At 64.9% G+C, this 22,299-nt stretch carries 26 protein-coding genes and 1 tRNA gene; 12 read left to right on the top strand and 15 right to left on the bottom strand.

Translation table 11 applies throughout. From position 1 onward, the window contains the following. Nucleotides 1–37 precede the first annotated feature (37 nt). The 4 genes from ACJJV7_RS01465 to ACJJV7_RS01450 all read right to left on the bottom strand — a co-directional run bounded on the left by ACJJV7_RS01465 (nucleotide 38) and on the right by ACJJV7_RS01450 (nucleotide 4,835). Nucleotides 38–2,050, bottom strand: a complete 2,013-nt coding sequence (locus ACJJV7_RS01465; protein WP_405372323.1) for an ArnT family glycosyltransferase — start codon at nucleotides 2,048–2,050, stop codon at nucleotides 38–40. Beyond that, nucleotides 2,047–3,426 carry a glycosyltransferase gene (locus ACJJV7_RS01460; RefSeq protein WP_405372321.1) on the bottom strand — a complete coding sequence of 460 codons (1,380 nt, stop codon included), beginning with the start codon at nucleotides 3,424–3,426 and terminating at the stop codon, nucleotides 2,047–2,049. The genes ACJJV7_RS01465 and ACJJV7_RS01460 overlap by 4 nt, the downstream gene beginning before the upstream one ends. Before the next feature lie 125 nt (nucleotides 3,427–3,551). Further along, complete coding sequence (locus ACJJV7_RS01455) at nucleotides 3,552–4,025, bottom strand: GtrA family protein (RefSeq protein ID WP_405372320.1); 474 nt, start codon at nucleotides 4,023–4,025, stop codon at nucleotides 3,552–3,554. A 216-nt stretch (nucleotides 4,026–4,241) separates the two neighbouring features. Further along, the gene (locus ACJJV7_RS01450) at nucleotides 4,242–4,835 is read right to left on the bottom strand and encodes a hypothetical protein (RefSeq protein WP_405372319.1); all 594 of its coding nucleotides are present in this window, start codon (nucleotides 4,833–4,835) and stop codon (nucleotides 4,242–4,244) included. A 146-nt stretch (nucleotides 4,836–4,981) separates the two neighbouring features. Here ACJJV7_RS01450 and ACJJV7_RS01445 point away from each other — a divergent pair, with 146 nt between their 5' ends. Then, nucleotides 4,982–5,527 (top strand): hypothetical protein, encoded by a 546-nt coding sequence (locus ACJJV7_RS01445; protein ID WP_405372317.1) that lies wholly within the window; start codon nucleotides 4,982–4,984, stop codon nucleotides 5,525–5,527. A gap of 579 nt (nucleotides 5,528–6,106) precedes the next feature. On the opposite strand, the gene ACJJV7_RS01440 is transcribed toward ACJJV7_RS01445, so the two are convergent. Further along, complete coding sequence (locus tag ACJJV7_RS01440; protein WP_405372316.1) at nucleotides 6,107–6,568, bottom strand: hypothetical protein; 462 nt, start codon at nucleotides 6,566–6,568, stop codon at nucleotides 6,107–6,109. A gap of 139 nt (nucleotides 6,569–6,707) precedes the next feature. Here ACJJV7_RS01440 and ACJJV7_RS01435 point away from each other — a divergent pair, with 139 nt between their 5' ends. Next, nucleotides 6,708–7,790: a type II toxin-antitoxin system HicB family antitoxin gene (locus ACJJV7_RS01435; protein WP_405372315.1), complete on the top strand. Its 1,083-nt coding sequence runs from the start codon at nucleotides 6,708–6,710 to the stop codon at nucleotides 7,788–7,790. Nucleotides 7,791–7,975: 185 nt separating this feature from the next. Next, a protein-coding gene (locus ACJJV7_RS01430; RefSeq protein WP_405372313.1) for an IS3 family transposase occupies nucleotides 7,976–9,213 on the top strand; the annotation gives its coding sequence in 2 pieces (ribosomal slippage) (nucleotides 7,976–8,255 and nucleotides 8,255–9,213; 1,239 coding nt in all). A 172-nt stretch (nucleotides 9,214–9,385) separates the two neighbouring features. On the opposite strand, the gene ACJJV7_RS01425 is transcribed toward ACJJV7_RS01430, so the two are convergent. Next, nucleotides 9,386–9,865, bottom strand: coding sequence for a TIGR02391 family protein (locus ACJJV7_RS01425; protein WP_405372311.1), 480 nt, complete (start codon nucleotides 9,863–9,865; stop codon nucleotides 9,386–9,388). Next, nucleotides 9,858–10,556, bottom strand: coding sequence for a DUF5343 domain-containing protein (locus ACJJV7_RS01420; protein WP_405372309.1), 699 nt, complete (start codon nucleotides 10,554–10,556; stop codon nucleotides 9,858–9,860). Before ACJJV7_RS01420 ends, ACJJV7_RS01425 begins: the two co-directional genes overlap by 8 nt. 426 nt (nucleotides 10,557–10,982) lie before the next feature. Here ACJJV7_RS01420 and ACJJV7_RS01415 point away from each other — a divergent pair, with 426 nt between their 5' ends. From ACJJV7_RS01415 to ACJJV7_RS01395, 5 genes are all read left to right on the top strand, one after another. Continuing rightward, nucleotides 10,983–11,255: a hypothetical protein gene (locus ACJJV7_RS01415; RefSeq protein WP_405372307.1), complete on the top strand. Its 273-nt coding sequence runs from the start codon at nucleotides 10,983–10,985 to the stop codon at nucleotides 11,253–11,255. A gap of 15 nt (nucleotides 11,256–11,270) precedes the next feature. Next, nucleotides 11,271–11,963, top strand: a complete 693-nt coding sequence (locus ACJJV7_RS01410; RefSeq protein ID WP_405372305.1) for a hypothetical protein — start codon at nucleotides 11,271–11,273, stop codon at nucleotides 11,961–11,963. Between the two features lie 53 nt (nucleotides 11,964–12,016). Then, nucleotides 12,017–12,508 carry a hypothetical protein gene (locus ACJJV7_RS01405; RefSeq protein ID WP_405372303.1) on the top strand — a complete coding sequence of 164 codons (492 nt, stop codon included), beginning with the start codon at nucleotides 12,017–12,019 and terminating at the stop codon, nucleotides 12,506–12,508. Between the two features lie 71 nt (nucleotides 12,509–12,579). Next, a complete protein-coding gene (locus ACJJV7_RS01400) occupies nucleotides 12,580–13,536 on the top strand; it encodes a DNA-methyltransferase (RefSeq protein WP_405372302.1) in 957 nt (318 codons plus the stop codon). Continuing rightward, on the top strand, nucleotides 13,533–14,480 hold the full coding sequence (locus ACJJV7_RS01395; protein WP_405372301.1) for a hypothetical protein: 948 nt from the start codon (nucleotides 13,533–13,535) through the stop codon (nucleotides 14,478–14,480). The genes ACJJV7_RS01400 and ACJJV7_RS01395 overlap by 4 nt, the downstream gene beginning before the upstream one ends. A 133-nt stretch (nucleotides 14,481–14,613) precedes the next feature. Here the strand turns inward: ACJJV7_RS01395 and ACJJV7_RS01390 are convergent, their stop codons facing one another. The 7 genes from ACJJV7_RS01390 to ACJJV7_RS01360 all read right to left on the bottom strand — a co-directional run bounded on the left by ACJJV7_RS01390 (nucleotide 14,614) and on the right by ACJJV7_RS01360 (nucleotide 18,908). Beyond that, the gene (locus ACJJV7_RS01390; RefSeq protein WP_405372300.1) at nucleotides 14,614–15,474 is read right to left on the bottom strand and encodes a trypsin-like peptidase domain-containing protein; all 861 of its coding nucleotides are present in this window, start codon (nucleotides 15,472–15,474) and stop codon (nucleotides 14,614–14,616) included. Between the two features lie 296 nt (nucleotides 15,475–15,770). After that, nucleotides 15,771–16,439, bottom strand: a complete 669-nt coding sequence (locus ACJJV7_RS01385) for a hypothetical protein (RefSeq protein WP_405372298.1) — start codon at nucleotides 16,437–16,439, stop codon at nucleotides 15,771–15,773. Further along, a complete protein-coding gene (locus ACJJV7_RS01380; RefSeq protein ID WP_405372296.1) occupies nucleotides 16,436–16,924 on the bottom strand; it encodes a hypothetical protein in 489 nt (162 codons plus the stop codon). The genes ACJJV7_RS01385 and ACJJV7_RS01380 overlap by 4 nt, the downstream gene beginning before the upstream one ends. Continuing rightward, nucleotides 16,921–17,376: a hypothetical protein gene (locus ACJJV7_RS01375; protein WP_405372294.1), complete on the bottom strand. Its 456-nt coding sequence runs from the start codon at nucleotides 17,374–17,376 to the stop codon at nucleotides 16,921–16,923. The genes ACJJV7_RS01380 and ACJJV7_RS01375 overlap by 4 nt, the downstream gene beginning before the upstream one ends. Further along, complete coding sequence (locus ACJJV7_RS01370) at nucleotides 17,373–17,651, bottom strand: hypothetical protein (RefSeq protein WP_405372292.1); 279 nt, start codon at nucleotides 17,649–17,651, stop codon at nucleotides 17,373–17,375. The genes ACJJV7_RS01375 and ACJJV7_RS01370 overlap by 4 nt, the downstream gene beginning before the upstream one ends. 142 nt (nucleotides 17,652–17,793) lie before the next feature. Further along, nucleotides 17,794–18,606, bottom strand: coding sequence for a hypothetical protein (locus ACJJV7_RS01365; protein WP_405372290.1), 813 nt, complete (start codon nucleotides 18,604–18,606; stop codon nucleotides 17,794–17,796). A gap of 59 nt (nucleotides 18,607–18,665) precedes the next feature. Beyond that, entirely contained in the window at nucleotides 18,666–18,908 is a 243-nt protein-coding gene (locus ACJJV7_RS01360) for a helix-turn-helix domain-containing protein (RefSeq protein ID WP_405372289.1), read from the bottom strand. Nucleotides 18,909–19,124: 216 nt separating this feature from the next. On the opposite strand from ACJJV7_RS01360, the gene ACJJV7_RS01355 reads away from it, so the two are divergent. Together ACJJV7_RS01355 and xerC are read left to right on the top strand one after the other, a co-directional pair. Beyond that, a complete protein-coding gene (locus ACJJV7_RS01355) occupies nucleotides 19,125–19,673 on the top strand; it encodes a hypothetical protein (RefSeq protein ID WP_405372288.1) in 549 nt (182 codons plus the stop codon). Nucleotides 19,674–19,701: 28 nt separating this feature from the next. After that, the gene (xerC, locus tag ACJJV7_RS01350) at nucleotides 19,702–20,997 is read left to right on the top strand and encodes a tyrosine recombinase XerC (protein ID WP_405372287.1); all 1,296 of its coding nucleotides are present in this window, start codon (nucleotides 19,702–19,704) and stop codon (nucleotides 20,995–20,997) included. Between the two features lie 18 nt (nucleotides 20,998–21,015). Here the strand turns inward: xerC and ACJJV7_RS01345 are convergent. Continuing rightward, nucleotides 21,016–21,089: transfer RNA gene (locus tag ACJJV7_RS01345), tRNA-Pro, on the bottom strand. Between the two features lie 104 nt (nucleotides 21,090–21,193). On the opposite strand from ACJJV7_RS01345, the gene ACJJV7_RS01340 reads away from it, so the two are divergent. Together ACJJV7_RS01340 and ACJJV7_RS01335 are read left to right on the top strand one after the other, a co-directional pair. After that, complete coding sequence (locus tag ACJJV7_RS01340) at nucleotides 21,194–21,769, top strand: GNAT family N-acetyltransferase (RefSeq protein ID WP_405372286.1); 576 nt, start codon at nucleotides 21,194–21,196, stop codon at nucleotides 21,767–21,769. Beyond that, nucleotides 21,769–22,272 carry a macro domain-containing protein gene (locus ACJJV7_RS01335; protein WP_405372285.1) on the top strand — a complete coding sequence of 168 codons (504 nt, stop codon included), beginning with the start codon at nucleotides 21,769–21,771 and terminating at the stop codon, nucleotides 22,270–22,272. Before ACJJV7_RS01340 ends, ACJJV7_RS01335 begins: the two co-directional genes overlap by 1 nt. The last annotated feature ends 27 nt before the right edge of the window (nucleotides 22,273–22,299 follow it).

Here is a 22,299-nt window from a genome sequence, read left to right as displayed (position 1 = left end):
CTTCGGGATCGACCGGCCTGTCAGACCGGTTCGGGATTCACGCCGCAGGACGCGGCAGGAGGGTGGCCGGCTCGACCGGGTCGAACGTGATCACCACACCCGCATCGCTGCGCTCGGTGGACAGGGGTGCCAGCGCGCCGCTCAAGGAGTCGTAGAACCTGAGCACGTCGTCGGAGCCGGCGCCGCTCCCGCGTGCGTCGCGCCCGGCGAATGAGCTGATGACCAGCTGGCGGTGCACGCCGGAGGGGTCTCCGTCGAGTTGCTCGATCGCTGCGATGTCGAGCTTGCCCGTCGCAGCCAGCTGCGCCACGCTCAGCAGGATGCGACTGTCGACGACGCCGGCGGTCATCAGCTCCTGAGCCTCTGCAGGGACGCCGACGTCGGGGTTGGTCAACAGCTGCTGGCCGGCGAGGGAGCGCGCCGCGTAGAGCTCATCGTCGCCTGCCTGCGCAAGTCCGGACTGATCGCTGTCGACGTATCGGATGTCGACCTGTTGCGCGCCCTCCCCGAAGGAGGCCACGACGACGCTGTTGTCGATGGCTTGCCGAACCGTGGGGAATTCTGTCGGGAACGTTCGCATCGAATCCGTCGTGATGACGTAGTCGTAGTCTCGCCATCCACCCGGCGCCAATGCTTGGACATCGGAGTCGGTGTCGGCCTTGTAGTACCAGACCACGTTCTCGCGGGTGAAGCCCTCGTCGACGAGATCGACCCACATGGCGTCGTCCACCAGCATCCGCGAATCAGGCGCCGCGTTCGTCTGCATCCAGAGCTCCGCATCACGAAGCGGACGGTCGAGGTCGGCGAGAAGGAAGCCTCGCAGCTGGGTGGTCCACAGGGGTCCGGCCGCGGCCAGGGCCACGACGAGGCCACCTGCGAGAACCGCTCCACCGGCCCGCGAGATCATGCGGCGCGTGCTCGACCTCGCCCGCAGCCATTCGACCGCGACCTGGCCCATCCCCGCCACCACCAGGGCGGCGAACGGCAGCAGCATGATGACGTACGGAACCGGCAGATACCCGCCGCGGAACATGAAAGCCGTGAGCGCGAGGAGCACGATCGCCCACGGCCGCAGACGCCGCACGAGAAGCGCTGCGACAGCCGAACCGAGCGCGGCGACGATCAGGACGGAGTCGAGCTGCCACCACATGCCGACGGTGCGGGACATGAGGCTCTCGGGGTCGAGGAGGGAACCGCTGCCCTCACGGGAGGCCAGCTGGAAGGCGAGCCCTTCGAACAGACTCACACGGTCATCGCCGGGCATGACCTCGCCCTTCACCAGAGCGAAAGCGACGTAGCTCAGGCCGAAGAGAGAGAGGACCGCGGCAGCAACGGACAACGTGTACCGGCGCGTGGTGCGGTCGGCGCCGCGCCACATGAGCCACGCGACCAGCGGGAGCGCCAAGAGGTACGTCTCTTTGGTCAGGACAGCGATGCCGAACGCTGCAGCGGCGCCGATGTAGCCGAGGAGCTGCTTGTGTCGACTCATCGCGAGGAGGAGCGCGCCGAGCAACCATGCCGTCGCGATGTTGTCCAGGTACACCTGGCGGTGGAACTGGACAGCCAGCGGCGACAGCAGGAAGATCACTGTCGCGACGGATGCCGTGGGGCGAGCGAACCCGATCCGGCGGACGAGCAGCCACAGCAAGATCGCTGCGATGACCGTCGCGACCAGCATCGCCTCTCGAGCAGCGATGACGGCGACATCGTGGCGATCCCACGCTCCGGTGAGCGCGGCGTAGCCCGCTATCTGGATCCAACCGAGTGGCGGGTGGTCGTACCAGTACGTGTAATGGGTGAGTTCGCCGAGGTTGCCGATGGCCCAGGCCTGGGCCGTATACGTGCCTTCGTCGTCGATGCGCTGTGGTGATCCACCGAGGTTGATCGCGTTCACGACGATGCCGACGACGAGCGCGGGCAGCAGCCAGGCGAGGTCGTGCAGCCGTGACCGCCACCACGGTGAGTGCGGTCCGCGAGTGGTGCCTTCCCGGCCCGACGCGGTCGCCGGTCGATCCACGATCGCCGAGGTTCGGTTGAGTGTCGATGTCACTTTTCCGCCTCCACGGCCGCCGCAGGAACGAGATCAGCCGAGCTACCCGATGCTTCGGGGGTGGAAGTCTCCGTCACGCCGCGGTGGGCGCCGGTGTGCTCCGTCTTCTCCCAGCTGCCGTCGCCTTTCAGCTGTCGGATCACGGAACGAACGGCCGCCGCGGCGAGGAAGATCTGATAGGGCACGAGGCCCAGGACGAGCCGCACGTAGTCGCGCACCCGGACCTTCTTGCCGTACACCCGGCCGAACTCGGCCAGACCTGCGGCTTCGACGACCAGGGTGACGATCGTCGGGATCAAGGGCAGGAAGGTGATCAGCGCGACGATGGTCGGCACCTTCACCAGCAGGATGAAGGCGATCGAGATCGGGATCAGGACACCCGTCGCCGCCTGAATGAAGGGCATGTTGAGCAGGTAGCGGGCGTACATGCGCTGACGCAGGGTGGGGAGCTTCTTCCACTCGCCCTTTCCGAGCACCTGCAGGAACCCCTGATTCCATCGCGTGCGCTGCTTGTAGAGCGACGTCAGCGTCGGTGGAGTCTCTTCGCGCGTGACGTATTCGGGGTTGTATGCCACGACGACGTTCGCACCGTCGCTCGACAGGCGCACCCCGAGCTCGCAGTCTTCCGCGAGGCACTGGTCATCCCAGCCCTCAGACCATTCGAGCCGGTCGCGGGTGACGAAAACGGTGTTGCCGCCCAACGGGATGAACTTGGAACGGGCGTGGAAGTGGAGGCGCGAACGGAACCAGAAGTAGTACTCCAGAACGTTTCTCAGCGACCACCAGCTCGTCTCGAAGTTCATGAGCTGCACGCCGCCTTGCACGACATCGGCGCCGGTTTCCTGAAACTTCGAGTCGACGACCGTGAGCAATCCCGGGTGCACCTCGTCTTCCGCGTCGAACACACCGACGATGTCGCCCGTGGCGATCTTCAGCGCGCGATTGAGAGCTTTCGGCTTGTTCTTGGGGACGCTGTCGTCGACGACGACTTTGATGAGATGCGGATTACGGGCGGCCGCTTCCCTGACGACCAGTTCGGTTCCGGGGTCGTCGTGACCGACGATCGCGATGATCTCGAAGTTCGGGTGGTCCTGCTGCGCAAGGCGGTCCAGGGTCTGACCCATCACTTCTTCCTCGTGCCGACCAGGCACCAGAAGGGTGAAGCGGTGCTGCGCGGGGCGGGGAGAGGCGCTGAACTGCGTGGCGCGCAGATCTGCGGCCGACCGCCATGCGTGCAGCATCCACCACAGCGTCGTCACGGCGATCGCCGTGAGCACGATCGCGAGGAGGACGATCCCGCTGTACCCGATCCACTCCCCGACCGACCAGTCGGGAAAGAACCCACCCGTCGATGCGGGAGCGGTGATCTCCGGCACCGACGGGTCTGTCTCGTTCAGCGGAGCTTGCCCGGGGGGTGGCGCTACCGGTGTCAGGAGAGGGTCAGGAGCGGCCCCGGCGTGACGGGGATGAGCGGGCAGGATGCTGGTGTCGCGGGCGGGGATCACGAGTTACCTCCGATGTCCAGAGCGGGTCGGCGAGCAGAGCGAGGGAGCCGCAGAGTGCGGGCGCGGGGCGAGAACACCAGCCACCTGTACGCGGCGAAGCGGAAGGCCGTGCCGAGGACGAGACCGATGCCGTTTCCGGAGATGTTGTCTGCGAGCTGCGAGGTGAACCCGAGCATGTAGTGCGAGACGAACAGGCACGCGGCTGCGATGAGGAGGCCGACCACGTTGACGATGGCGAAGAGCACGCCTTCGCGGAACGCGTGCGGGGATCGCTCGCGGCGGAAGGTGAGGTACCTGTTCCCCAGCCAGGCGACGATGGTCGCGACGGCGACGCTGGCCACCTTCGACCAGATCGGCGACTCTTGCAGAACGCTCGCGCGAAGGACGTTATAGACCGTCAGGTCGACCACAAACGCGATGCCGCCGATGAACCCGAAGCTCGCGAGCTGGCCGACGAGTCGCGAACGCAACGATCGCGGAGCACGAAGGGCCCTCTCCGGGCCGGGAGCATCGGTCGGATGTGAGGGAGGAAGCGGAGCGGCTGCGGTGGCGCTCCGGTCGAGTGTCTCGTTTTCGGTATGGGTGTTTTTCCGCACGAACGGTCATCCGGAGCGGATTGGTCCCCGGTTTGGAACGGTCAGGCGCCTCCCAGGGTCACGTAACCTGCGGGTCATCCGACGCGCCGCCTACTGTTCGTCGACGAACTGCTCCACGGGTCGGTCCATCTCGTCGAGACATGCCTGTTCCTCATCGGGCGGGCACATGATGATGCTCGCCGGCAGCGTGTCACGGTAGGTCTTGTCCTCGATCCGGTAGGTGACCTCGACGCCGCGCCGAACGGACATCTCCGTGATCACACCGCGATACCCGATCAGGATCTGATAATGCCCCGACCCCGCGGGGATGCGTGCGCCCTCCGCCTCGAAGGTGTCGGCCTCGATTCCCTCCACCGGCGGATAGGCGTCGAAGGACTGCCAGGTGCCGTTCTCCCCCAAAGGGCCGGAGACCAGCGTGCCGATCACAGTGACCTCATCGGAGTCACCGACAGAACGGATCGACTCGATGACCACGTCGGCGTCATCGGGTGCGGCAAATGTCTCGAAGCCGTCGGTGAACTCCATCTCCGTGCCGTCGATCATGTACACGTAGGCATGCGGGCTGTCGGCGACCTCCTCGAACAGAGGACCGACCGGCGGGCTGCCGGCACCACACGCGGACAGCAGCGGCAACGAGAACACCGCAGCTGACACGAAGACCAACGACCGCCGACGATCTATCACGGAACCAGTCTCCTCGGTCTTGGTCGCGTTCTGAGAGATCGTCGATCGGGCCCGATTGCACGTCAGGGTCGCAGTTGCGGCTCCGACGCCGACAGGTGGGGCTACTCCTGTGGCCGACTGTCCGGCTCGTCGCTACCGTGGGGGTCATGGTCTTCCCCCGCGTCTACTTCTCCGCGACCAAGAGCGAGGCCCAGTTCCTCGCCGACTATGAACCCGCGCACGCGACGTGGGCGGACGAGGACGGACTGACGCTCCTCATGCGAGCTCTTCGCAACGGCGATCCCGCCAGCCGAGTCGCGATCGCCACTCGACTGCTCGACGACGGTGCGGATGCCAGCGCCGCCACCGACAGCAACGTGAACGCGTTGCACGTGTTGCTGAGCGCAACACAGCACGATTTCGCCGCCGAAGCTCCCCTGCTCGCCCGCTTGCTCGATGAAGGTGCGGACATCAACGCGGACAGCGGTAGCCAGTGGGGCACGCCCCTGCAGACACTTAGTAGAACCTTCAAGTTCTCCGATGAGGACCTCGCGCCGTTCTACGATGTTCTGTTTGGTCGCCCCGAACTCGATGTGAGCGCCGCGAGCGGCAAGGGGCAAAGCATCACCGAGAGCGCCCAGGCCGCGGAGGAGAGCCGCGCGGATCTCCTCGCGCGCTGCCACGCACACGCGAACCAGCACGGGCCGCACTGAGCTTGAGCCCGCGCCCGCTAGTTCCACCGTCGCATCGATCGCTATCGGTGGGACCATGGGCGGCGATCTGAAGGCGTGGCGGAAGGCCCTCCGCACGCGACGGCATGGTTCGGGATGTCAGCGCGGACGGGATCAGAGGTCTCGTCGCTAGCGACCGGCCCGAGAATCAGTCGTCGATCGGGCTCGATTGCATGTCCTGGTCGCAGTTGCGGCTCGATGTCCGTGCTGGCACGTATAGCGACCGCTGGGGCATAAAACGAGAAGGGCACTGGCGCGAAGCCAGTGCCCTTATTCTCGACCGGCGGCCGTTGGCAGAACCTGTCCTGGTGCGGATCGCGGCGATGGGCGGTTTCCGCGTTTCCTTCAGACCGCCCTCCGCTTTCCTGTAAGCCAAGTGCTCGCGGCCACCCTTGCATCAGCGGATTCGCGCAGCGCTCTCACCGCCTGTCCGCACCGCCTGTGTGCCAGGTGCGGCGACAGAGTCATGATCGAAATGGATCGGCATTGATATCGGATCGTAGAAACGCTCCGAGCCCGGCGTCTGCTGGCTCTGCGGAGAGGCCTACGCGCTGGGGTCCGCTACGAGACGCCGCCGGTCCGACGTTTCTTGGCATTGAGCAGTTCCTCATCGAACCGGGCGAGTAGCTTTTCGGGGGGAACCGTTCCCGCATACCAGTCCATCATCACGAGGTGGAACGCTCTGGCCGCCTCGGGCGCATCGCGGCGAGATTTACCTGCCGCGCGCGTGTTCACATCCCAGAGATGTCGTCGGTCTGCCTCATCGCACTCAAGCATCAGACGTGTCATTGCAGCGCTCCGCGCGCTGTACGCCGATACGAATGCCGGGTCGTCATCCATCATCAGAGCGGCGACCCCCGCGGATGTCGTCTCGATGACTTCGACCATCGCAGTCCTTCGGTGCTCATCGCGAGCGCGCTTGGCTTGCGACCGCTCCGCAAGAGATTCTCGAACCCACGGCACCACCGACGAGCCGATCAAAGCGATGACGGCACCCAACACAACGGCCCAACCCGAATCCATCCCCGAACTCTACTTCCGCAGCAGCTCTGACCGACCGGGTGCTTGCACAAAGGCGCGCTCGGCAGCAGAAACAGATCGCGCGCCCTGTCGCGCCAAGCTCACTGTTCGACGCTGCTACCACTACCTCTACTCTGATTCCGTGCCTGCTGAGCCGCTCGAACCGGGAACACATAGCCGCATTGCTGTCGCCGCAGCCTCGGAGGGGATGCGAGCGGAGGGTGCTTTCGTCGCCCAGGCTTGGGTGCGCCCACTCGACGGCGGCGCAGTCAAGCTCGCCCGGAGGTTCGGAGAGACTGAAGACGACGCTCTCGACGCGCTCCGCGAAGCCATCGAGACACACATTCGGACGGTCGAGAAGCCGTCAGCGCCGCTCGGCGAGCCAGTCCCCACGCCAGCGTCCGCGGCGGACCAAACCATCATCAACGCTCGCGAGGGGATGAGGCGCTTCGCCGCTCTCATCTACCGGTCGCACCGGTATGTCGCACCCGATTCGGACGCGGCGGCCGATCAGGTGCTCTCGGGGAGCGATGTCGTGCCCGTGACCGTCGTGGACGGCTTCGTCTCAGCCATCGTGGACCACTTAGCGGCCTGGGTAGACAAGACGGGTGGTCGCGAGGAGGAGCCAGCGATGTGGCTGAGTCTATATAGCGACTACACGCTGTTCAGACCGGTCCTGGAATCTCTCGCCGCCGCAGTTTGGGTGCTCGGACCGACGGACGGACGAGAGCGAGTGAAAAACGCCACCAGGCTGCTCGCAACTGAACTGAGCCAGGGGAAAAAATACGCGGACCGCGTTCGCCGGTCCGGTCAGCCTGACGAAGAGGCGGAGAAGGTCAACCTCGGACTCGATCGCATCCTCAGCGAGGTGTGCACGAAGATGGGCTTCGACAAGAAGAAGATGAGCCTTCCGGTGGAGCCGTCTACTCTTCCGGACAAGGCGAGCCGGTTCATCCCCGGCTCGGATAAGAGGTTTTACCGTCTATGGGCCATCTGCTCGGCTCATGCGCACGCTCAACTCTTCACTGTGATGAGGCACGGTGCTCGGTCATCCGGTAGCGGACCGCACGGTGACTGGACATACGTCGAAGCGGACTCGGAGGCATTCGCGGAACTCGTACGCTTCACCGCGGATGGCCTGAATGTGCTGAGCAAGCTGCTAAACGAGCGCGGACATTCCCTCGATGCGGAAACCGGACCGCGGCCGGGCGGGGGCCCTCGCTAGCGCTCACATTATTGGGGGTGCAGGCTTGCATAGTCTTCGAGCAGCGTCGCGTCACCACCTCAACGGCCGCAGATCTGGACGACTGGGTCGAGGGACTGCACGCCAAGCCGAGGGCCAACGGTGGACAGCGCGCCGAGTGAATCGGCCTGACTTTCGTTCCGTTCTTCAAGCAAGGATGGAACACGATGAACAAGAAGTATTCGCCGGAGATGCGTGAGCGGGCGTTGCGGATGCTCGCGGAGACGCGGCCGTCGCACCCGACGATGATGAGCGCGGTCCGGCATGTGGCCGGGCTGCTGGGAATGAGTCCGGAGACGTTGCGGTTGTGGCAGCGCCGGTACGAGGTCGACGCCGGTGTGAAGCCGGGGCTGACGACGGATGCGGCGGCGGAGATCAAGCGTCTGCAGACGGAGAACGCCGAGCTTCGCAAGGCCAATGAGATTCTCAAGGCTGCGAGCGTGTTTTTCGCGAAGGAGCTCGACCGCCCCTGATCGAGATGATCCGGTTCATCAACGAACACCGGGATCGTTTCGGGGTCGAGCTCATTTGCCGGGTCCTCAGACCCGCAGTTCAGGGGTTCCTCACCTCCCGCGGTTATCGCGCCGCAGTGGGTCGTGAGCCGTCCGCGCGGCAGCTGAAGGACGAGCTGCTGGTGCCGGAGGTCGCGCGGCTGCATGCGGAGAACTACGGCGTCTATGGGCGCCGGAAGATGCACGCGCTAATGCGCCGCCAAGGATGGGACGTCGGCCGCGATCAGACCGAACGACTGATGCGCCTCGCCGGCGTGGAGGGCGTGAAGCGGTCCAAGCGGGTGTTCACCACGAAGTCCGATCCGGCAGCGGAGAAACCCAGAGATCTCGTGCAGCGCCGGTTCACCGCTCCCGGCCCGCGTCGACTCTGGGTCGCTGACGTGACGTATGTCGCGACCTGGTCCGGGTTCGCCTACGTCGCGTTCGTCACCGATGTCTACTCGCGTCGCATCGTGGGCTGGAACGTCGCCTCCACCCTGAGATCCGACATTCTCCCGCTCCGGGCGCTCGATATGGCCGCATGGGCTGCGGGTGGTCGCCTGGATGGGCTGATCCATCACGCCGATCACGGGCCTAACTACCTCGCCGTGGTCTACACAGATCGGATCGAGGAACTCGGCGCGAAACCCTCGACCGGCACCGTCGGCGACTCGTTCGACTACGCCCTCGCCGAGGCAGTCAACGGCCTCTACAAGACCGAGCTCATCCGCCAACGCGGTCCCTGGCGGACCGTCGAACAGGTAGAACTCGCGACGCTCGAGTGGGTGTGGTGGTGGAACAACCAGCGCCTCCACGGCGAGCTCGACATGCGCACCCCGCTCGAGGTTGAGCAGGCGTACTACGCTGACCTCGAATCAGCCCAGCCGGCACTCGCCGGACAAGCCTCACCATAGGAACGAAAGTCAGGCCGATTCAAGTCAGTTGTAGGCCGCAGCCTGCGAGCGTCGCGAACCGCGGACGGCAGCGAGTGCTCCTGCCGGTGAACGCTGACAAAGTCGATTGACCAAGCGTTCCCCGCTCCCGTCACGGGTGGAACTCATCCGGCGCCGGTCGTAGCGGTGGCGGCTAGCGCACCCCGGAGTCGTCAAGCTTGCGGAGCAGGATCGATGCGACAGATAAGTGATCGAGACAAAGGTCCGGCGAATCAGTGAGGTCGGTTTCATGCCCGCGCGGATTCCTGATGCCCGACTGCGCCCCGGCAAAGATGTAGCGGTACCCAAACTGCTCATCCTTATCCGAGTCCGTCGCCATCCCGTTGAGATGAATTAGGGGCGCCTGTTCGTTAAACGCCGCCATCATCAGTTTGTTGCCTGTGAGACCCCGGTTTCCACTTATCCGCTTGACCTCCTTCTCTACGTACTTAAACGCCTCAAAGGCCGACTCCGGGTAGTACCCGTCGTCGTACAGCCTGCGGACCTTGGCGGGCAGGTCGGGATGAATGTTTCTCGTCTCGAACGGGTGGAGCTCTATCCCCTCGTCTGCACTCGTCTCATCGTAGGCATGTGCCCGCCTCACGACCTCCTCGAACCAGTCGAGGCTATTCACGGTCGATGAGATTCTTTCGAATGCTGGCGAAGATCGCGTCATAGACCTCGGGCGTCGCGGCGGCGGGGAGATTAACCTCCACTCGAACCGACAGTCCCACAGACCCATTTGCGGCCGGAATGTTCCGCTTGTCGGGCAGAGTGAGAGGTGACTCTTCGGCCGGGGTGGTAGCAACCGAGTTGGCCGCAGAGGAACCGGTCGACTTAGGCTTCGGCTTAGGCGCTGGCTTCGACGCTGCAGTCTTGGTGGTTGGAGCAGGCTTGATCGGCTCACCGTGACCGGCGAGGGCCGCGAGTGTCAGAAACGTGGAGGCCTGTCTGCCACCGATCAACTCCGAGGTCTTGTCCTTCACTCGGAACCAGGTGGTCAACGAGTCCTTGCCCTCATCCCACGCATTCGCTCCATGCTCGGCGAAGAGATCGGCATAGGCCGCAGAAACGAGTCCTTCTAGCCCTGATTTGAAGGACTCCTCGCCGTGGAAAAAGATTTCCGTCGTCGCGTCAACCTTCTTGCCGTCGTCGTCAATCAGACCCAGGAATCGAAAGATGTTGATGACATAAGACTCGTTGGCGGGGGCGATACCGAATCGCTTCAGCGTGGAGGCGTCGAGGACTGGCGGAAACGCTTTACGAAACTGGTCGAACGCCTTAACGAGCGCTCCTTGGCCCGATGTGTATGGATAGGACGCCACAGATTTCCCCCAGTTGATTGGGTCGCTCTTGTACGACCGCTCTGCATCGCAGCTGTCGGATCCAAAGACCACACACAGGGCGACACGCCGAGCTCGATCTTTGCCTAGTGGGAGTCTCTTAGGAGCCCTCGACGATTGGCGAACATGCAGAAGGCCCGGAACCTCTGGTGAGATTCCGGGCCTCTTCCGGTCGGGATGACAGGATTTGAACCTGCGACCCCTTGACCCCCAGAGAGCGCCCCGCCGTGACACGTGGTGACATCGCGTGCCGGGGAGTAGTCGAGAGTGGACTATCCCCGGTGCCGATGCCCTTCCCCATGACAACCCGTGACAGGCAATAGTCGGCAGTGTGCACAACATGATGCACAACAAGAAGGGGCGTTGCCCGCCCTACCGTTGCCCGCCTATCGACACGCGAGAGGACACATGATGCTTACCTTCGACGATGCGCTTCGAATCGATGAGGCGCACTTCGGTGAGCCATTCACTCGTGACGGCTTGGAAGATGAGGGCCCGTTCCTTGTGACGCCACAGCGGATCGTCGACGATGAGCGGCGCGGCCTGTTCCTGATCGGCGGTGGCTGGATCGCCGTGGATCGCGCCTCGGGAGAGATTCAGTCGTGGCCGCATCTCCCGCATCTCGACCGCGTGCGCGGGATGCGGCGCTGCCGCGTGCCCCTTCCTCGCAGCAACGCTTAGCGACATCATGTGGCAGTGAGCACACCCGTAACTGACCAACGCCGTCTCGGCAAGTTCCTCGCCCGAGCCGAACCGATAATTGCGAACGACGCGATCGCGCAGATGGGCGATGAAGCCCTCAGCCTGACGCTGACGATGACCACCAACAAGGAAACGGGCGAGAGTTCGACGTCACTGTCTTTCCCCTCTGTGCCCGAAGACGTGCTGTGGAACTGCATCACACGCTGTCGAGTGTTCTTCGTCGAGAGCGAGGACTGTTATCTACCGAAGGTGGCTCGCGCGATCTACAACCTCGCGCCGAAGGGGAAGCGAGCGCAACTTCAGCAGTTGGTCGATCTCGTCGACGGCCTCGTCATCGACGGGAACCTCGTGGGCGCGCTTATGTATTCGGGGCGACTCGAAATGGATAACGGCGTCGGCCCCGGCAAACTGCTCGGGTCCGATCAGATGTGCATGGACTACATCTACGGTGTAGTGCTCCACGAAGACGAAGAGCGACGGGCGCGGCTCAACAACATCGAAGACCTCGAACGCGTAGAGCACGCTGTACTCATGCAAATGGCGAACCTGCTGCGCCTTGTGACGATCGTGCGCGATCAGACTTTGCTCGGCCAGGCGAACGGGTGGCTTCCCGTCGTCGAGGACACACTGCGCCTCAACCGGCGCTGGCCGGAAGCGGTGAGCGAGTCGGCGCCCGCCGCTGACTGAACTTTGCTTGCGTCGTGCGAACAATGTCGGTGCCCCCGGCTATCGTGCGCGACATGGATTGGATCGCGCCCCTCGTCGCGGTGCTCGCCGCGCTGATCGCAGGCTGGCAGGCATGGGAAGCCCGACGTTCTCGCCTCGACGCACGCTCGTCGGCGAGCGAAGCGCAGCAGCACGAAGAACGAACAGCGGCCGCGTCCGAGCGCATCGCGTCCGCGATCGAAGAACGGAACGCGCTCGAACGCGCCGAGCGCGAGCGCTACAAGAACCCGTGGACTCGGGTTCCCGTGTACGTGCAGAGCGGTCGCGCGTGGAAGTTCCACCTCGGCGGCGACGAACCGGTTACCGACGTGAGCGTGAAGATCGACGACAAGCACACGAACGAACGCCTCAGCGTGACGATGCCCGACACCGAAATCATGCGACCCGGCCAGTCGTTCCGCCTCGACTGGTGGCGCAGCATGGCCTCGCCTCCGCAGATCACCGCTGAACTGCACTGGGTGCGCGCGAACGGCGAGGCGAAGGAGTGCGTCGTCACGCTCGACTGACTGACTGACGTAGAGCAGGCTCCCTCGCGTCGCGAGTCAATGAGGTCTAAACCTGGAGATAGCCTCGATACATGCATGCGAACGCCGAGGCGATCTTCGATCTGCCGGATACTGTGTCCGACGCTGGGATGTCGACGAACTTCGTACGTCTCGACAGCGGCTACCAGCCGCAGGTCACCACAGCCTCGGGCAACGTTATCTACCAGGGCGACTCGACCGACTGGCTCAGGTCACTCCCCGAGGCGAGCGTCGACCTCATCTTCGCCGATCCGCCATACAACATCGGCAAGGCCGATTGGGACACCTTCGAGTCCCATGACGCGTACGTCGCTTGGAGTCTTTCGTGGATCGCTGACGCGGCACGCGCGTTGACGCCTTCGGGGTCGCTCTACGTCTGCGGCTTCACGGAAATACTTGCCGACATCAAGCACCCGGCGATGGCCAACTTCGCCACATGCAAGTGGCTGATCTGGCACTACAAGAACAAGGCGAACCTTGGCAATGACTGGGGACGTTCGCACGAGTCGATCGTTCACTTCCGAAAGTCGACAAAGACGCGACTGGTGAACCCCGACATGGCACGCGTACCTTACGGCGCGCACACGCTGAAGTACCCGTCTCACCCACAAGCGGCGACGTCGAACTTTGCTCGCGAGGGCGCGCCGAAGCGCGACAACTGGGAACCGCACCCGATGGGCGCCAAGGCGAAGGACGTCATTGAGATACCCACGACCAGCAACGGAATGGCTGAGTCGACGCCCCACCCGACGCAGAAGCCAGAAGAACTGGTGCGGAAATTCGTCACCGCTTCCTCCAATCCCGGCGATCTCGTGGTGGACCCGTTCTCAGGATCAGGCACGACTGCGGTCGTCGCCGAGCAGATGGGCCGTCGATGGATGACTTGCGACCTGGAGCCGCAGTACAACTCGTGGGCGGCTGATCGTCTTCGCCGTGTTCGACGGATGAGTGACCAGGAGTGGTTCGACTACGATCGGTCGATCTCCGCCCGACGCGGTGCGATCCGTTGAGCGCGCAGCAACTGGCCGCGTTCGCCGCGGACAAGACTCACTTCGAGAGCATCGACAAGTACGTCGAGTTCGCACAGCGCGTCGCCGATTTTCGCGCGGAGGGCAATCTGCAGGCCGAGATCATCTCTCGGTCGACACCCCAGTACCGCTTCTTTCAGTTCGGTGAGGATGCCGCTTATCAGTTCACCCGCCCGGTGAATACCAACCTCTTCCACCAGTCCGACCAGTTCGACGACGCGCTGCGAGTCTTCGTGAGTGCACTCGAATGTGCAAAGGACGGCGGAACGCCCACACCCGCGCAGCGCTCGATCATCCCGACGTTCGTGTACACGATGCAGCAGAGCATCGGCCTCGCGCTAGACGCACTCCCCGCTGGCCAGGCGAACAACGCCCGGAAGGTCAATGGCGACCTGTTCGAACGCCTTGTGCAGATGTTGTTTCGCGCGGTTGGCACGAAGTGCAAGTCGGGCATCATCCGTGTGCCTGTGCGCGACGACGCGGGGGCTGAACTGTTCAGCATGAGTTATCAACATGACCTGATTGTCGAAGCCGCGGGTGAGGTCAAGATCATCGGGTCAGTGAAGACGTCGTCGAAAGACCGAATGGCGAAGGTCTTCGTCGACCAGTTCCTGTACAACCGGCTGACCGAGACGAGTACGCCGCACATCGCAGTCTTCTTGAACGACGTGCAGCGCGCGGGCACCGCGCCAAACTTCCGTACGGCTCAGACCTTCCTACGAGGAACCTTCAAGGGATACACGCTCAAACTGAACCCGCTTGCTGGGGTGTACTACGCCGACATTCTGCCGATCATGCAGCAAGACCCCCTGCTCGTGGAGCACATTCACACGCTGGATCGTCTCTTCTTTGATGATCTGCCGGTGCTACTGGCCGCGGAGGGTGTCCCGGCGCACGACGCGGAGATCGAGCAGGAGGACGCCTAAAGCGCTTGACACCGAGTCAAGGGCCGAGCGCTTCTGATCTGCGGATTCGAGGGCGGCTTGCGCAGTTCGAGTGCAGCCCCTCGGGCGCGCACTGACACGCATCGCGGCCTCTATCGCTCCTGCCGCCTCGTCGCTACGCCAGATCCTCGGCGATCGGGGCGCCCCGCAGGCTGACACCGTGGATCGCCAACATTCGATCAACGCACTCCTGGATTGCACTTGCCTTGAACACGATTCCCAGATCGATCATGTCGTCGAAAGATGCAAACCCCGCGGCGGTGAACTGAATCTGACCGCGCACCTGCCGCGTGTGGACAGCCGCGATCACGCCCGCGAGATACAGTCGGGATCCGATATGCGTCGTTCCGTCTCGCGTCGTGTAACTACCTCTATCGAATATAAGCACCGGACTTCCACTGGAGCCCGGAAATACCGATGCGTCGATGAGGAACGCCGGCAACCCTTCGTAGTTGATGAAGATCGGGGTCGCCGTCTGACCACGGCGAGCAATCGGCAGCATTGACGCCCGATCAAAGAGCCCGTTCGGATAGCCGACGAACGTGACACTCTCGATCGAATCGAGGTCCGCCGCCTGATCGCTCGAGAGCAGCAGATCGCTTGGAATGGCTCGATAAAAGGCAGGGGCGCCGTCCCTCGTCATTTGGTCGAGGACCGGCGCGAAAGGCATGGTAGCGACATCGACGCGGGAGTCTTCGTGCCCGACCCATGCGTGCGGTCCGAATTCCACGACAGTGATCCGAGTTCCGGTGTTCATCGGCTGACCATCTTGCGCGCCCGCGAGCGTGAAGGACACCGTATGTGCATTCTCAAGCACGTGCTTGTTCGTGACCAGTACCGGGATGGATGAACCATCAGTCTGGTAGGTCACCAAGAAGCCGGTGCCCGTCGATGTCCCCGCCGGTGTGGCACTCTCGATGTAGACGGTCGAGTAAAAAATCTGGTCGGCGATGGTCGAAACAGGCGGACGAGTCATTGCCGCAGACTACACATTGGGCTCATCTACACCTATGCACCTCCAGGGCGCCGGGGACAGCGCGGACTACCGCCAGAGCGAGCGACCATATCCGGGGTCGCGACCCCACGCTGTGTGTGCCGCCGCCCACGGCCAGATGCCGCCCGCGACGATCGCTGCGTGCGTGTTATTCGTGTGAGCGTTCAAGCCGTCGCCCTCCTAACTTTGTTCGCGCGATAGGAGCGAGAGGCAGGTGGGGGTGCCCCACCCGCCTCTCGCGGATACAAGCGCGGGTGACCGACGCGCTCGCACTGGCCTCACAGCGCGGTGTTCGCCGATCCGAGTAGGCGCCCGATCGCCGCCGCGTCGATCTCTCGCTCGGCGGCTTCCACGAGGGAGTATGCGCTCGGGTCCACCCGGTAGAGCGCTGTCTTCGAGCCCATGCCGGCCAGCCCGTACTGCCCGATGTCTTCGAACACTGCCGCCCACGCCTGTGCGGGTTCCGCTGCCGCTTCGGCGTCGATCACGGCGCGGGCATCGTCGTCGATCTCGGCGAGCCGATCGAAGATCGCGGCTTTACGCTCGGCGATGATCGCGTCGCCGTGCGCACTCGCGAGCACGTCATCGGCGACCTCGACGTCGTCGAGAATCGCCGCGAGCCGGGATCGATCGGCGGTCGCGATGATCGCCTCGATCGGCTGACCAGCGGCTCGACGTGCAGTGACCTTCTCGCATTCGCGGGCGGCGAGCGCGAGGTCGTCAGCGGTCCGCGGCTTCAAGGCGTCGAGCACAGTAGACCGGTCAGGCACCTTCGGCACACCGATCGTGATCTGTGCGAGATCGTGCCGCCACCGCACGGTCTCGCTGCGCTGCCAGGCTGCGAGCCCGCCAGGGGTCAGGTTCGGATCGGTTCGGGTCGCGATCCGGTTCAGGTCGGTGATGCGCTCGTGGTAGCGCTTCGCGTTCTCAGCGTGGTCGTAGTTCACTTCGATTCCTCGATTCTCTTGATGTCCTGCTCGCTGTCGGCGGGCAGAGATTCGTCGGCGTCAACATCCGCGGCAAGAGTCGACGCCCACGCCTTCAGCACCGCCCGGAACTCGTCGACGCCGGTGTCCTCGATGCGCTCGTGCAGCCCCATCAGCCGGGCGCGGCGGTCCATGATCGCGAGCACCCTGTCGATCGCCCACAGATCGGGCGTCTTACGGTCGAGCACGAGCGCCATGATCTTGGCCTGGACTGCGTCGAGCGTTTCGAGTTCCTGGGTGCGGAGTTGCTTCGCGTGCTCGCGCGGCACCTTCGCGACCTCACGCTCGACGGCGCGGTACGCGTTGCCCGGCGACGAGTACCCGAGCGCCTGCGCGATTTCACGGTACGTGTGCCGTCGCAGGCGCATCTGCAGGGCTTCGTCGGCGCGCTGCGCCGCGGTGAGGCGCCGGCCGATGTTGGTCGTTTTCGGTTCATTCGTGGTCACTGCTCAGTTCCTTCCATTCGTGCCGCTGTGCGGCGTGCCTGTCGCTGCCCGCGCTCACGCGCGCGGTAAGCCGGGTCGACGCGGTGCCGACGTTTGATGTCGCGAAGTCGGACGCGGCGACAGCCGATGCACTCCCCCTTCGAGTCCTTGCCGAAGGTCAGCCGGTAGTGCCCACGCGGGCAGTAAAGCCAGTCGCCGCCGTGATCCATCTGCGCGTTGTGTGAGTAGCAGAGGGGGGCGTAGTCCCTCGGATCCCGCGACCACCGCACCAGCACGTCATCAGGGAGCCCGTCGTTGTTCTTCATGCCGAACACGAGCCCTTCGCCGACGAGCCCCCAGCCGTCCGCGAGGCGATCGCAGTCCGGCGCCGCACAGGGCCGACCGACCGCCGACCCGCGGATGCGCTTGAGGTCGTCGTGAACACGCCGATACTCGCTCCGGTAGCCGCTCACCGCGAACCCCCGATCGGGACGCCGAGCAGCGCGGCGAGCAGTTCCCGCAGTTCGCGAGCCTCGGCGCGGTTCGCTGCTGTCTCATCCGACAGTGCCCGTGAATGCGCGAGCACCGCCGCCTCGTCATGCGGGGACAGTGCTCGGAGTGCGTCGCGATAGCGGTCGATCGTGGCGCGGCGGGCGCGTTTGGCGTCGCGCAGCGACTGCCGGTCGGTCGGTTCAGCGACCGACCGGCGTGCATGCTGCACGAGCGTTCGGAAGTCGTCGTCGGTCACCGCGGTTTCCTCTCGTCGGGCCCCTGACTTACCGTCAAAGGCGGTCGTCTGTGATCTGGGGTTTCATCGACGGCTTGCGCATGCGGTGTGCAGGCGATCGACAGCATCATGCTCGTGGCGGCGGCGATCTCGCCTCTGAGGCTCATGACGCCTCGCCTTCGGCGCCGAGGTACCTCGCGAACGCTTCGGCGTTGCGCTCAGATTGGGTCTTTCGCTCGCGTCGGGGCGTCGGCAGGTCATCGGCCCACCGCGACGACGTGAGCCACCCGACCAGGCCGGGGACGTATCGCATAGCCTCGGGCGTCGCCCAGTCGCCTCCGACGTAGGCGGCACCGTGAGCGACGATGTCGTCGGCAAGCCCCCGCGGCCCCCGCGGGTGACGTTTCGCGGCATCCTCGAAGGCGGCTTCGGCTTCGACCCGGCGCTCGCGCTTCGGCCATGACTGCCAGGCCGTGTCGAAGTAGTCGACTTCGACGATCTCGGCCTCGACAATTCCGTCGTCGCGCGTTTCTCTAGTCTCAGAGATAGAGACTTCAGAACTACTAGCCTCGCCTCTCCTAGCCTCTCCTGTGCTGTCCCGGGGGACATGTCCCGGGGATGCTCCCGGGGATTCATTGGCAGACTTCGCCGCTCGCTGACGACGCTTCTTCTCCCGGTCGGCTCGGCGAGCGTTCTCCAAGACCTCGAAGTCGGCGCGACTCGTCTGCGTGCTCAGGTAGTCGGCGATGATCCACGTGTCGCCGTCGCCGACGTTCCACAGTTCGGCGTCGACGAGTGCGTCGACACTTGCGGCGTCGAACGTCGGGATCAGCGCGATATCGTCGCGCTCGATTCGCCCATCGGTGCGGTTCGAGACAGCCCAAAGCGTCGCCATGAAGTAACTCGCACGCGCCGACGCCGACAGGCGAACGATGCGCCTGTCCATGAGATAGCGCTCTGGGATGCGTGCGTCCATGTGGTGTGTTTCGCTCCGTCGAATGACTGCTGCTCGGTTGGTTGGTGGATCGGCGGGCGTCAGCCCTCGCCGAGCCACGCGATGAGCGCAGGCACGGGCACTAGCAGGCGGCGCCCGATGCGCTTCACCGGGAACGTGTCGCCCCGGCGAGCGCTCGCGTAGGCGTTCGAGCGTGATACGCCGAGCACCGAAGCGGCCTCGTCGACCGAGATCGTCGCGCGCCCTCGCACGTCGTCGAGCGTCAGCGTGCCGCGAGCGAGCGCGGGTGTCGCGGCGTCGTGCTTAGTGTCTGTGGTGGTCATGTTGTCCGCCTCTGTTGGGGTGTCTAGCCATGACACTATGTGTTGTGATATCCATGAAGTATGCCCACTACTAAAAGAGTAGGACTACCGATCGACGAAGTGATCGGAGCCCGTATCAAGCACCTACGCACGACGGCCAGGCCGAAGCCGCTCACGATCGAGCAGTTCGGTGATGAGATGCGCAGGCGCGTGAAGCGAGGTTGGTTTCCGACCGCCGTGCTGAAGGTTGAAGCAGGGCAGCAGCCCGTGCGCTTCTCGGAACTCGTTGCGATTGCGGGCATCTTCCACTGCACCGTCGCCGACATCGCGAACACGACGGAGCCCGTGCATCTCGGCGGCGACGACGAGATCGCGACCGTGCCTCGTCTCGATGCCGCCGTAAGTGGTGACGGGTCCATCCCCGAGTCGGTCTCCTTCGACCGATTCGAGCGCGCAGCCGAGGCGCTCAACGACCTGCGTCACGCTGAAGCGCGCTACCGCAACGAGATCGACGCCGTGCGCCGCGTCCTAGCCCGCGACGACGAAGTGAGCGAGTCCGTTCGCGCACGCATCCAGGCTCGACGACGCGGCGTGATCGACGCGCTGCGCCCCGAACTCGAAGCACAGCACGCCGACGACGTCGAGCACGCTCGCATGGCCGGCGAAGAGCCCCCGCCGATGTGGGAACCGCTCGTGCCCGTGACCGTGGCGGCAAGAGACGCACTAGACGACGTCGCGCTCCCAGTCGAGATGTGGAGACGCGCGCGCAACCGTCCGTCCAACTGAGACGGCCAACCGAGAGAAAGGAAGACAGATGATCTACCGCAGATGCTCCTGCAGGCGCCCGGACACCCGGTCGCCGTACGGCACGCTGCCTGAGAAGCCGACGGAGAGGCAGGTCGACAACGCGTGCCCGCGGCTGCTCAGCGACCCGAAACACGGGAAGTGGGGCTATTACCTCAGCCGCGGATTCGACGCATCAGGCAGGCGGCTACAGACTCGCGTCGCGAACTTCGACAGCCGGCGAGCAGCACAGTCCGCGCTCGCCAAGGCGCGCGCCGAGCACGATCGCGGCGAGTTCGTTGAGACGAGCCGAGTCAAGTTCGGGCAGTGGCTCGACGAATGGCTCGACGGGCGCGAGCAGCGCGGCGACATCAAGCGCAGCACGCTCGACAACTACCGCCGATACGTCGCCGCTGACATCAAGCCGACCGCGCTCGGCAGACTGCGCCTTACCGACATCAAGCGGGCGGACGTCCGGCGGTTCATTGACGCGCTCATCGCAGACGGACGCGGCGCGACGACCGTGCGACGCATAGTCGCTGTGGTTCAGGGCGCCCTCACCGCGGCCATGCGTGACGACATCATCGCGACAAACCCGGCCCGCGGTGTGCGTCTCCCGGTCGTCGAAGCCCATGAGTTCGAACCGTGGTCCCCAGCCCAAGTCGGGGCTTTCCTCGACCGGGCCGCGCGGCACCGCGTCGGCGCCCTGTTCGAGATCGCCGTGCTGACCGGTCTGCGGCGCGCGGAACTGCTCGGGCTGCGATGGGGCGACGTCGACCTCGCACGACGCGAACTGACCGTGCGGACAACGCGCGTGCAGACGCTCAGCGCCGTCGTGGAGAACTCGCCAAAGACGAGCGCCGGGCGACGAGTCGTGCAACTCGACGACGCCGCGGTCGGCGCGTTCGTCGCCTGGCAGATCGTGCAGGACGCCGACCGGCTGAACTGCGGCACCTTGTGGGAAGGCGACGGCCACGTGTTCACGTACGAGAACGGGACGCCGCTGCGCCCTCAGTACGTGACCCGCCTGTTCGAGACGCTGCGCAGCGAGATCGGGCTGCCCGATATGACACTGCACGGGCTGCGGCACATGCACGCATCGCTGCTGCTCGCGAGTGGCACCGACATCGCGCTCGTGTCGAAGCGTCTCGGTCACTCGTCGATCTCGATCACGAGTGACATCTACACGCACCTGATCGGCGACGCCGGTCGACGTGCAGCGGAGAGCGCTTCGGCACTCATCCCGCGAGCCAGTGCACAACAGGTGCACAACGAGCCGGCCGGGGCAGGCATAACAAAAGCCCCGGAACCCGCACGAACTGCGTGATTCCGGGGCTTTCTCCGGTCGGGATGACAGGATTTGAACCTGCGACCCCTTGACCCCCAGTCAAGTGCGCTACCAAGCTGCGCCACATCCCGGTCCATTGCCCTCGCGGACAACTCCCCAATCCTACCCGGTCGGAGGCGGCTCCGCGAACCGCCACCGCCTTCCGCGTGTCCGGCCTCGGGGCTACCCTGCCCGCATGAGTGAGATCACGATCGAACCGGCGACATCCGACCGCCTGGCCGACGTCGAACGGGCACTGACCGGCGGCGGCGACGGCGCAACATGCTGGTGCCAGTGGTGGATGCTGGCGCCCAAGGATTTCGACGCGCTCACCCACGATGAGCGCAAGGAGCGGCTCGCCGGCGATCTGGCGGCACCCGTGGCATCCGCTCTTCTCGCCTACGTCGAAGGCGACGCGGCGGGCTGGGTGAAGGTGGCGCCGCGTCCCGACCAGCCGAGACTCGCCCGCACCCGGGCCGTGCAGAAGTCGCCTGAGCCCATGGCCGACCCCGACGTGTGGGCGGTCACGTGCTTCGTCGTACGCAAGGAGCATCGCGGCCTCGGCGTCGCGAACGCCCTGCTGACCGCCGCGGTCGATCACGCACGGCGGCACGGCGCCCGAGTGGTGGAGGGGTACCCGATCGACACGTCGGAACGCACGGCATCGACGAACGACCTCTACCACGGCGCACTGTCGAGCTTCGTGGCGGCAGGGTTCGTCGAGACGGTGAGGCCCGGTGCCTCCCGGCCGATCGTCGCCCGGGAGGTGTGATGCCCCACCTCACCGCGGTTCACGGCGACATCACCGAGCAGCACGTCGACGCGATCGTCAACGCCGCCAACCGGGCGATGCGAGGCGGCGGCGGTGTCGATGGCGCCATCCACCGTGCCGGCGGACCGGGCGTGCTGGCCGACTGCATCGCCCGCTACCCGCGCGGCCTCCCGACCGGCGACGGCGGGTGGACCACGGGCGGCGCCCTGCCCGCGCGATGGGTGATCCATGTGGTCGGTCCGAACTTCCGCGCCGGCGAGCGCGACCGCGCCCTGCTCGAGTCCTGCTACCGGCGGGCGCTCGAGATCGCCGACGATCTGGGCGCCGAGACCATCGCGACTCCGCTCGTCAGCGCCGGCATCTACGGCTGGCCGCAGGTCGATGCGGTAGATGCGGCGGTGTCGACACTCCTCGAGACACCCACCCGCGTCCGCGAGGTGCGCATCGTCTCGTTCGACGCAGCAATGCACGACCTCGTGACGGGACGACTCGAGGGCACCTGAGCCGTTCTACGATGGTCCGGGTCGACG

It is taken from the genome of Microbacterium sp. Ld4, assembly GCF_045066555.1.
Taxonomy (GTDB): Bacteria; Actinomycetota; Actinomycetes; order Actinomycetales; family Microbacteriaceae; genus Microbacterium.
This window is presented reverse-complemented; position numbering and strand designations above follow the sequence as displayed.

Excerpts from the sequence above, each read along its gene's own strand:
- ACJJV7_RS01445 (WP_405372317.1), top strand. The coding sequence starts at position 4,982 with ATGGTCTTCCCCCGCGTCTACTTCTCCGCGACCAAGAGCGAGGCCCAG.
- ACJJV7_RS01440 (WP_405372316.1), bottom strand. The coding sequence starts at position 6,568 with ATGGATTCGGGTTGGGCCGTTGTGTTGGGTGCCGTCATCGCTTTGATC.
- ACJJV7_RS01415 (WP_405372307.1), top strand. The coding sequence starts at position 10,983 with ATGATGCTTACCTTCGACGATGCGCTTCGAATCGATGAGGCGCACTTC.
- ACJJV7_RS01405 (WP_405372303.1), top strand. The coding sequence starts at position 12,017 with ATGGATTGGATCGCGCCCCTCGTCGCGGTGCTCGCCGCGCTGATCGCA.
- ACJJV7_RS01400 (WP_405372302.1), top strand. The coding sequence starts at position 12,580 with ATGCATGCGAACGCCGAGGCGATCTTCGATCTGCCGGATACTGTGTCC.
- ACJJV7_RS01390 (WP_405372300.1), bottom strand. The coding sequence starts at position 15,474 with ATGACTCGTCCGCCTGTTTCGACCATCGCCGACCAGATTTTTTACTCG.
- ACJJV7_RS01365 (WP_405372290.1), bottom strand. The coding sequence starts at position 18,606 with ATGGACGCACGCATCCCAGAGCGCTATCTCATGGACAGGCGCATCGTT.
- ACJJV7_RS01360 (WP_405372289.1), bottom strand. The coding sequence starts at position 18,908 with ATGACCACCACAGACACTAAGCACGACGCCGCGACACCCGCGCTCGCT.
- xerC (WP_405372287.1), top strand. The coding sequence starts at position 19,702 with ATGATCTACCGCAGATGCTCCTGCAGGCGCCCGGACACCCGGTCGCCG.
- ACJJV7_RS01340 (WP_405372286.1), top strand. The coding sequence starts at position 21,194 with ATGAGTGAGATCACGATCGAACCGGCGACATCCGACCGCCTGGCCGAC.
- ACJJV7_RS01335 (WP_405372285.1), top strand. The coding sequence starts at position 21,769 with ATGCCCCACCTCACCGCGGTTCACGGCGACATCACCGAGCAGCACGTC.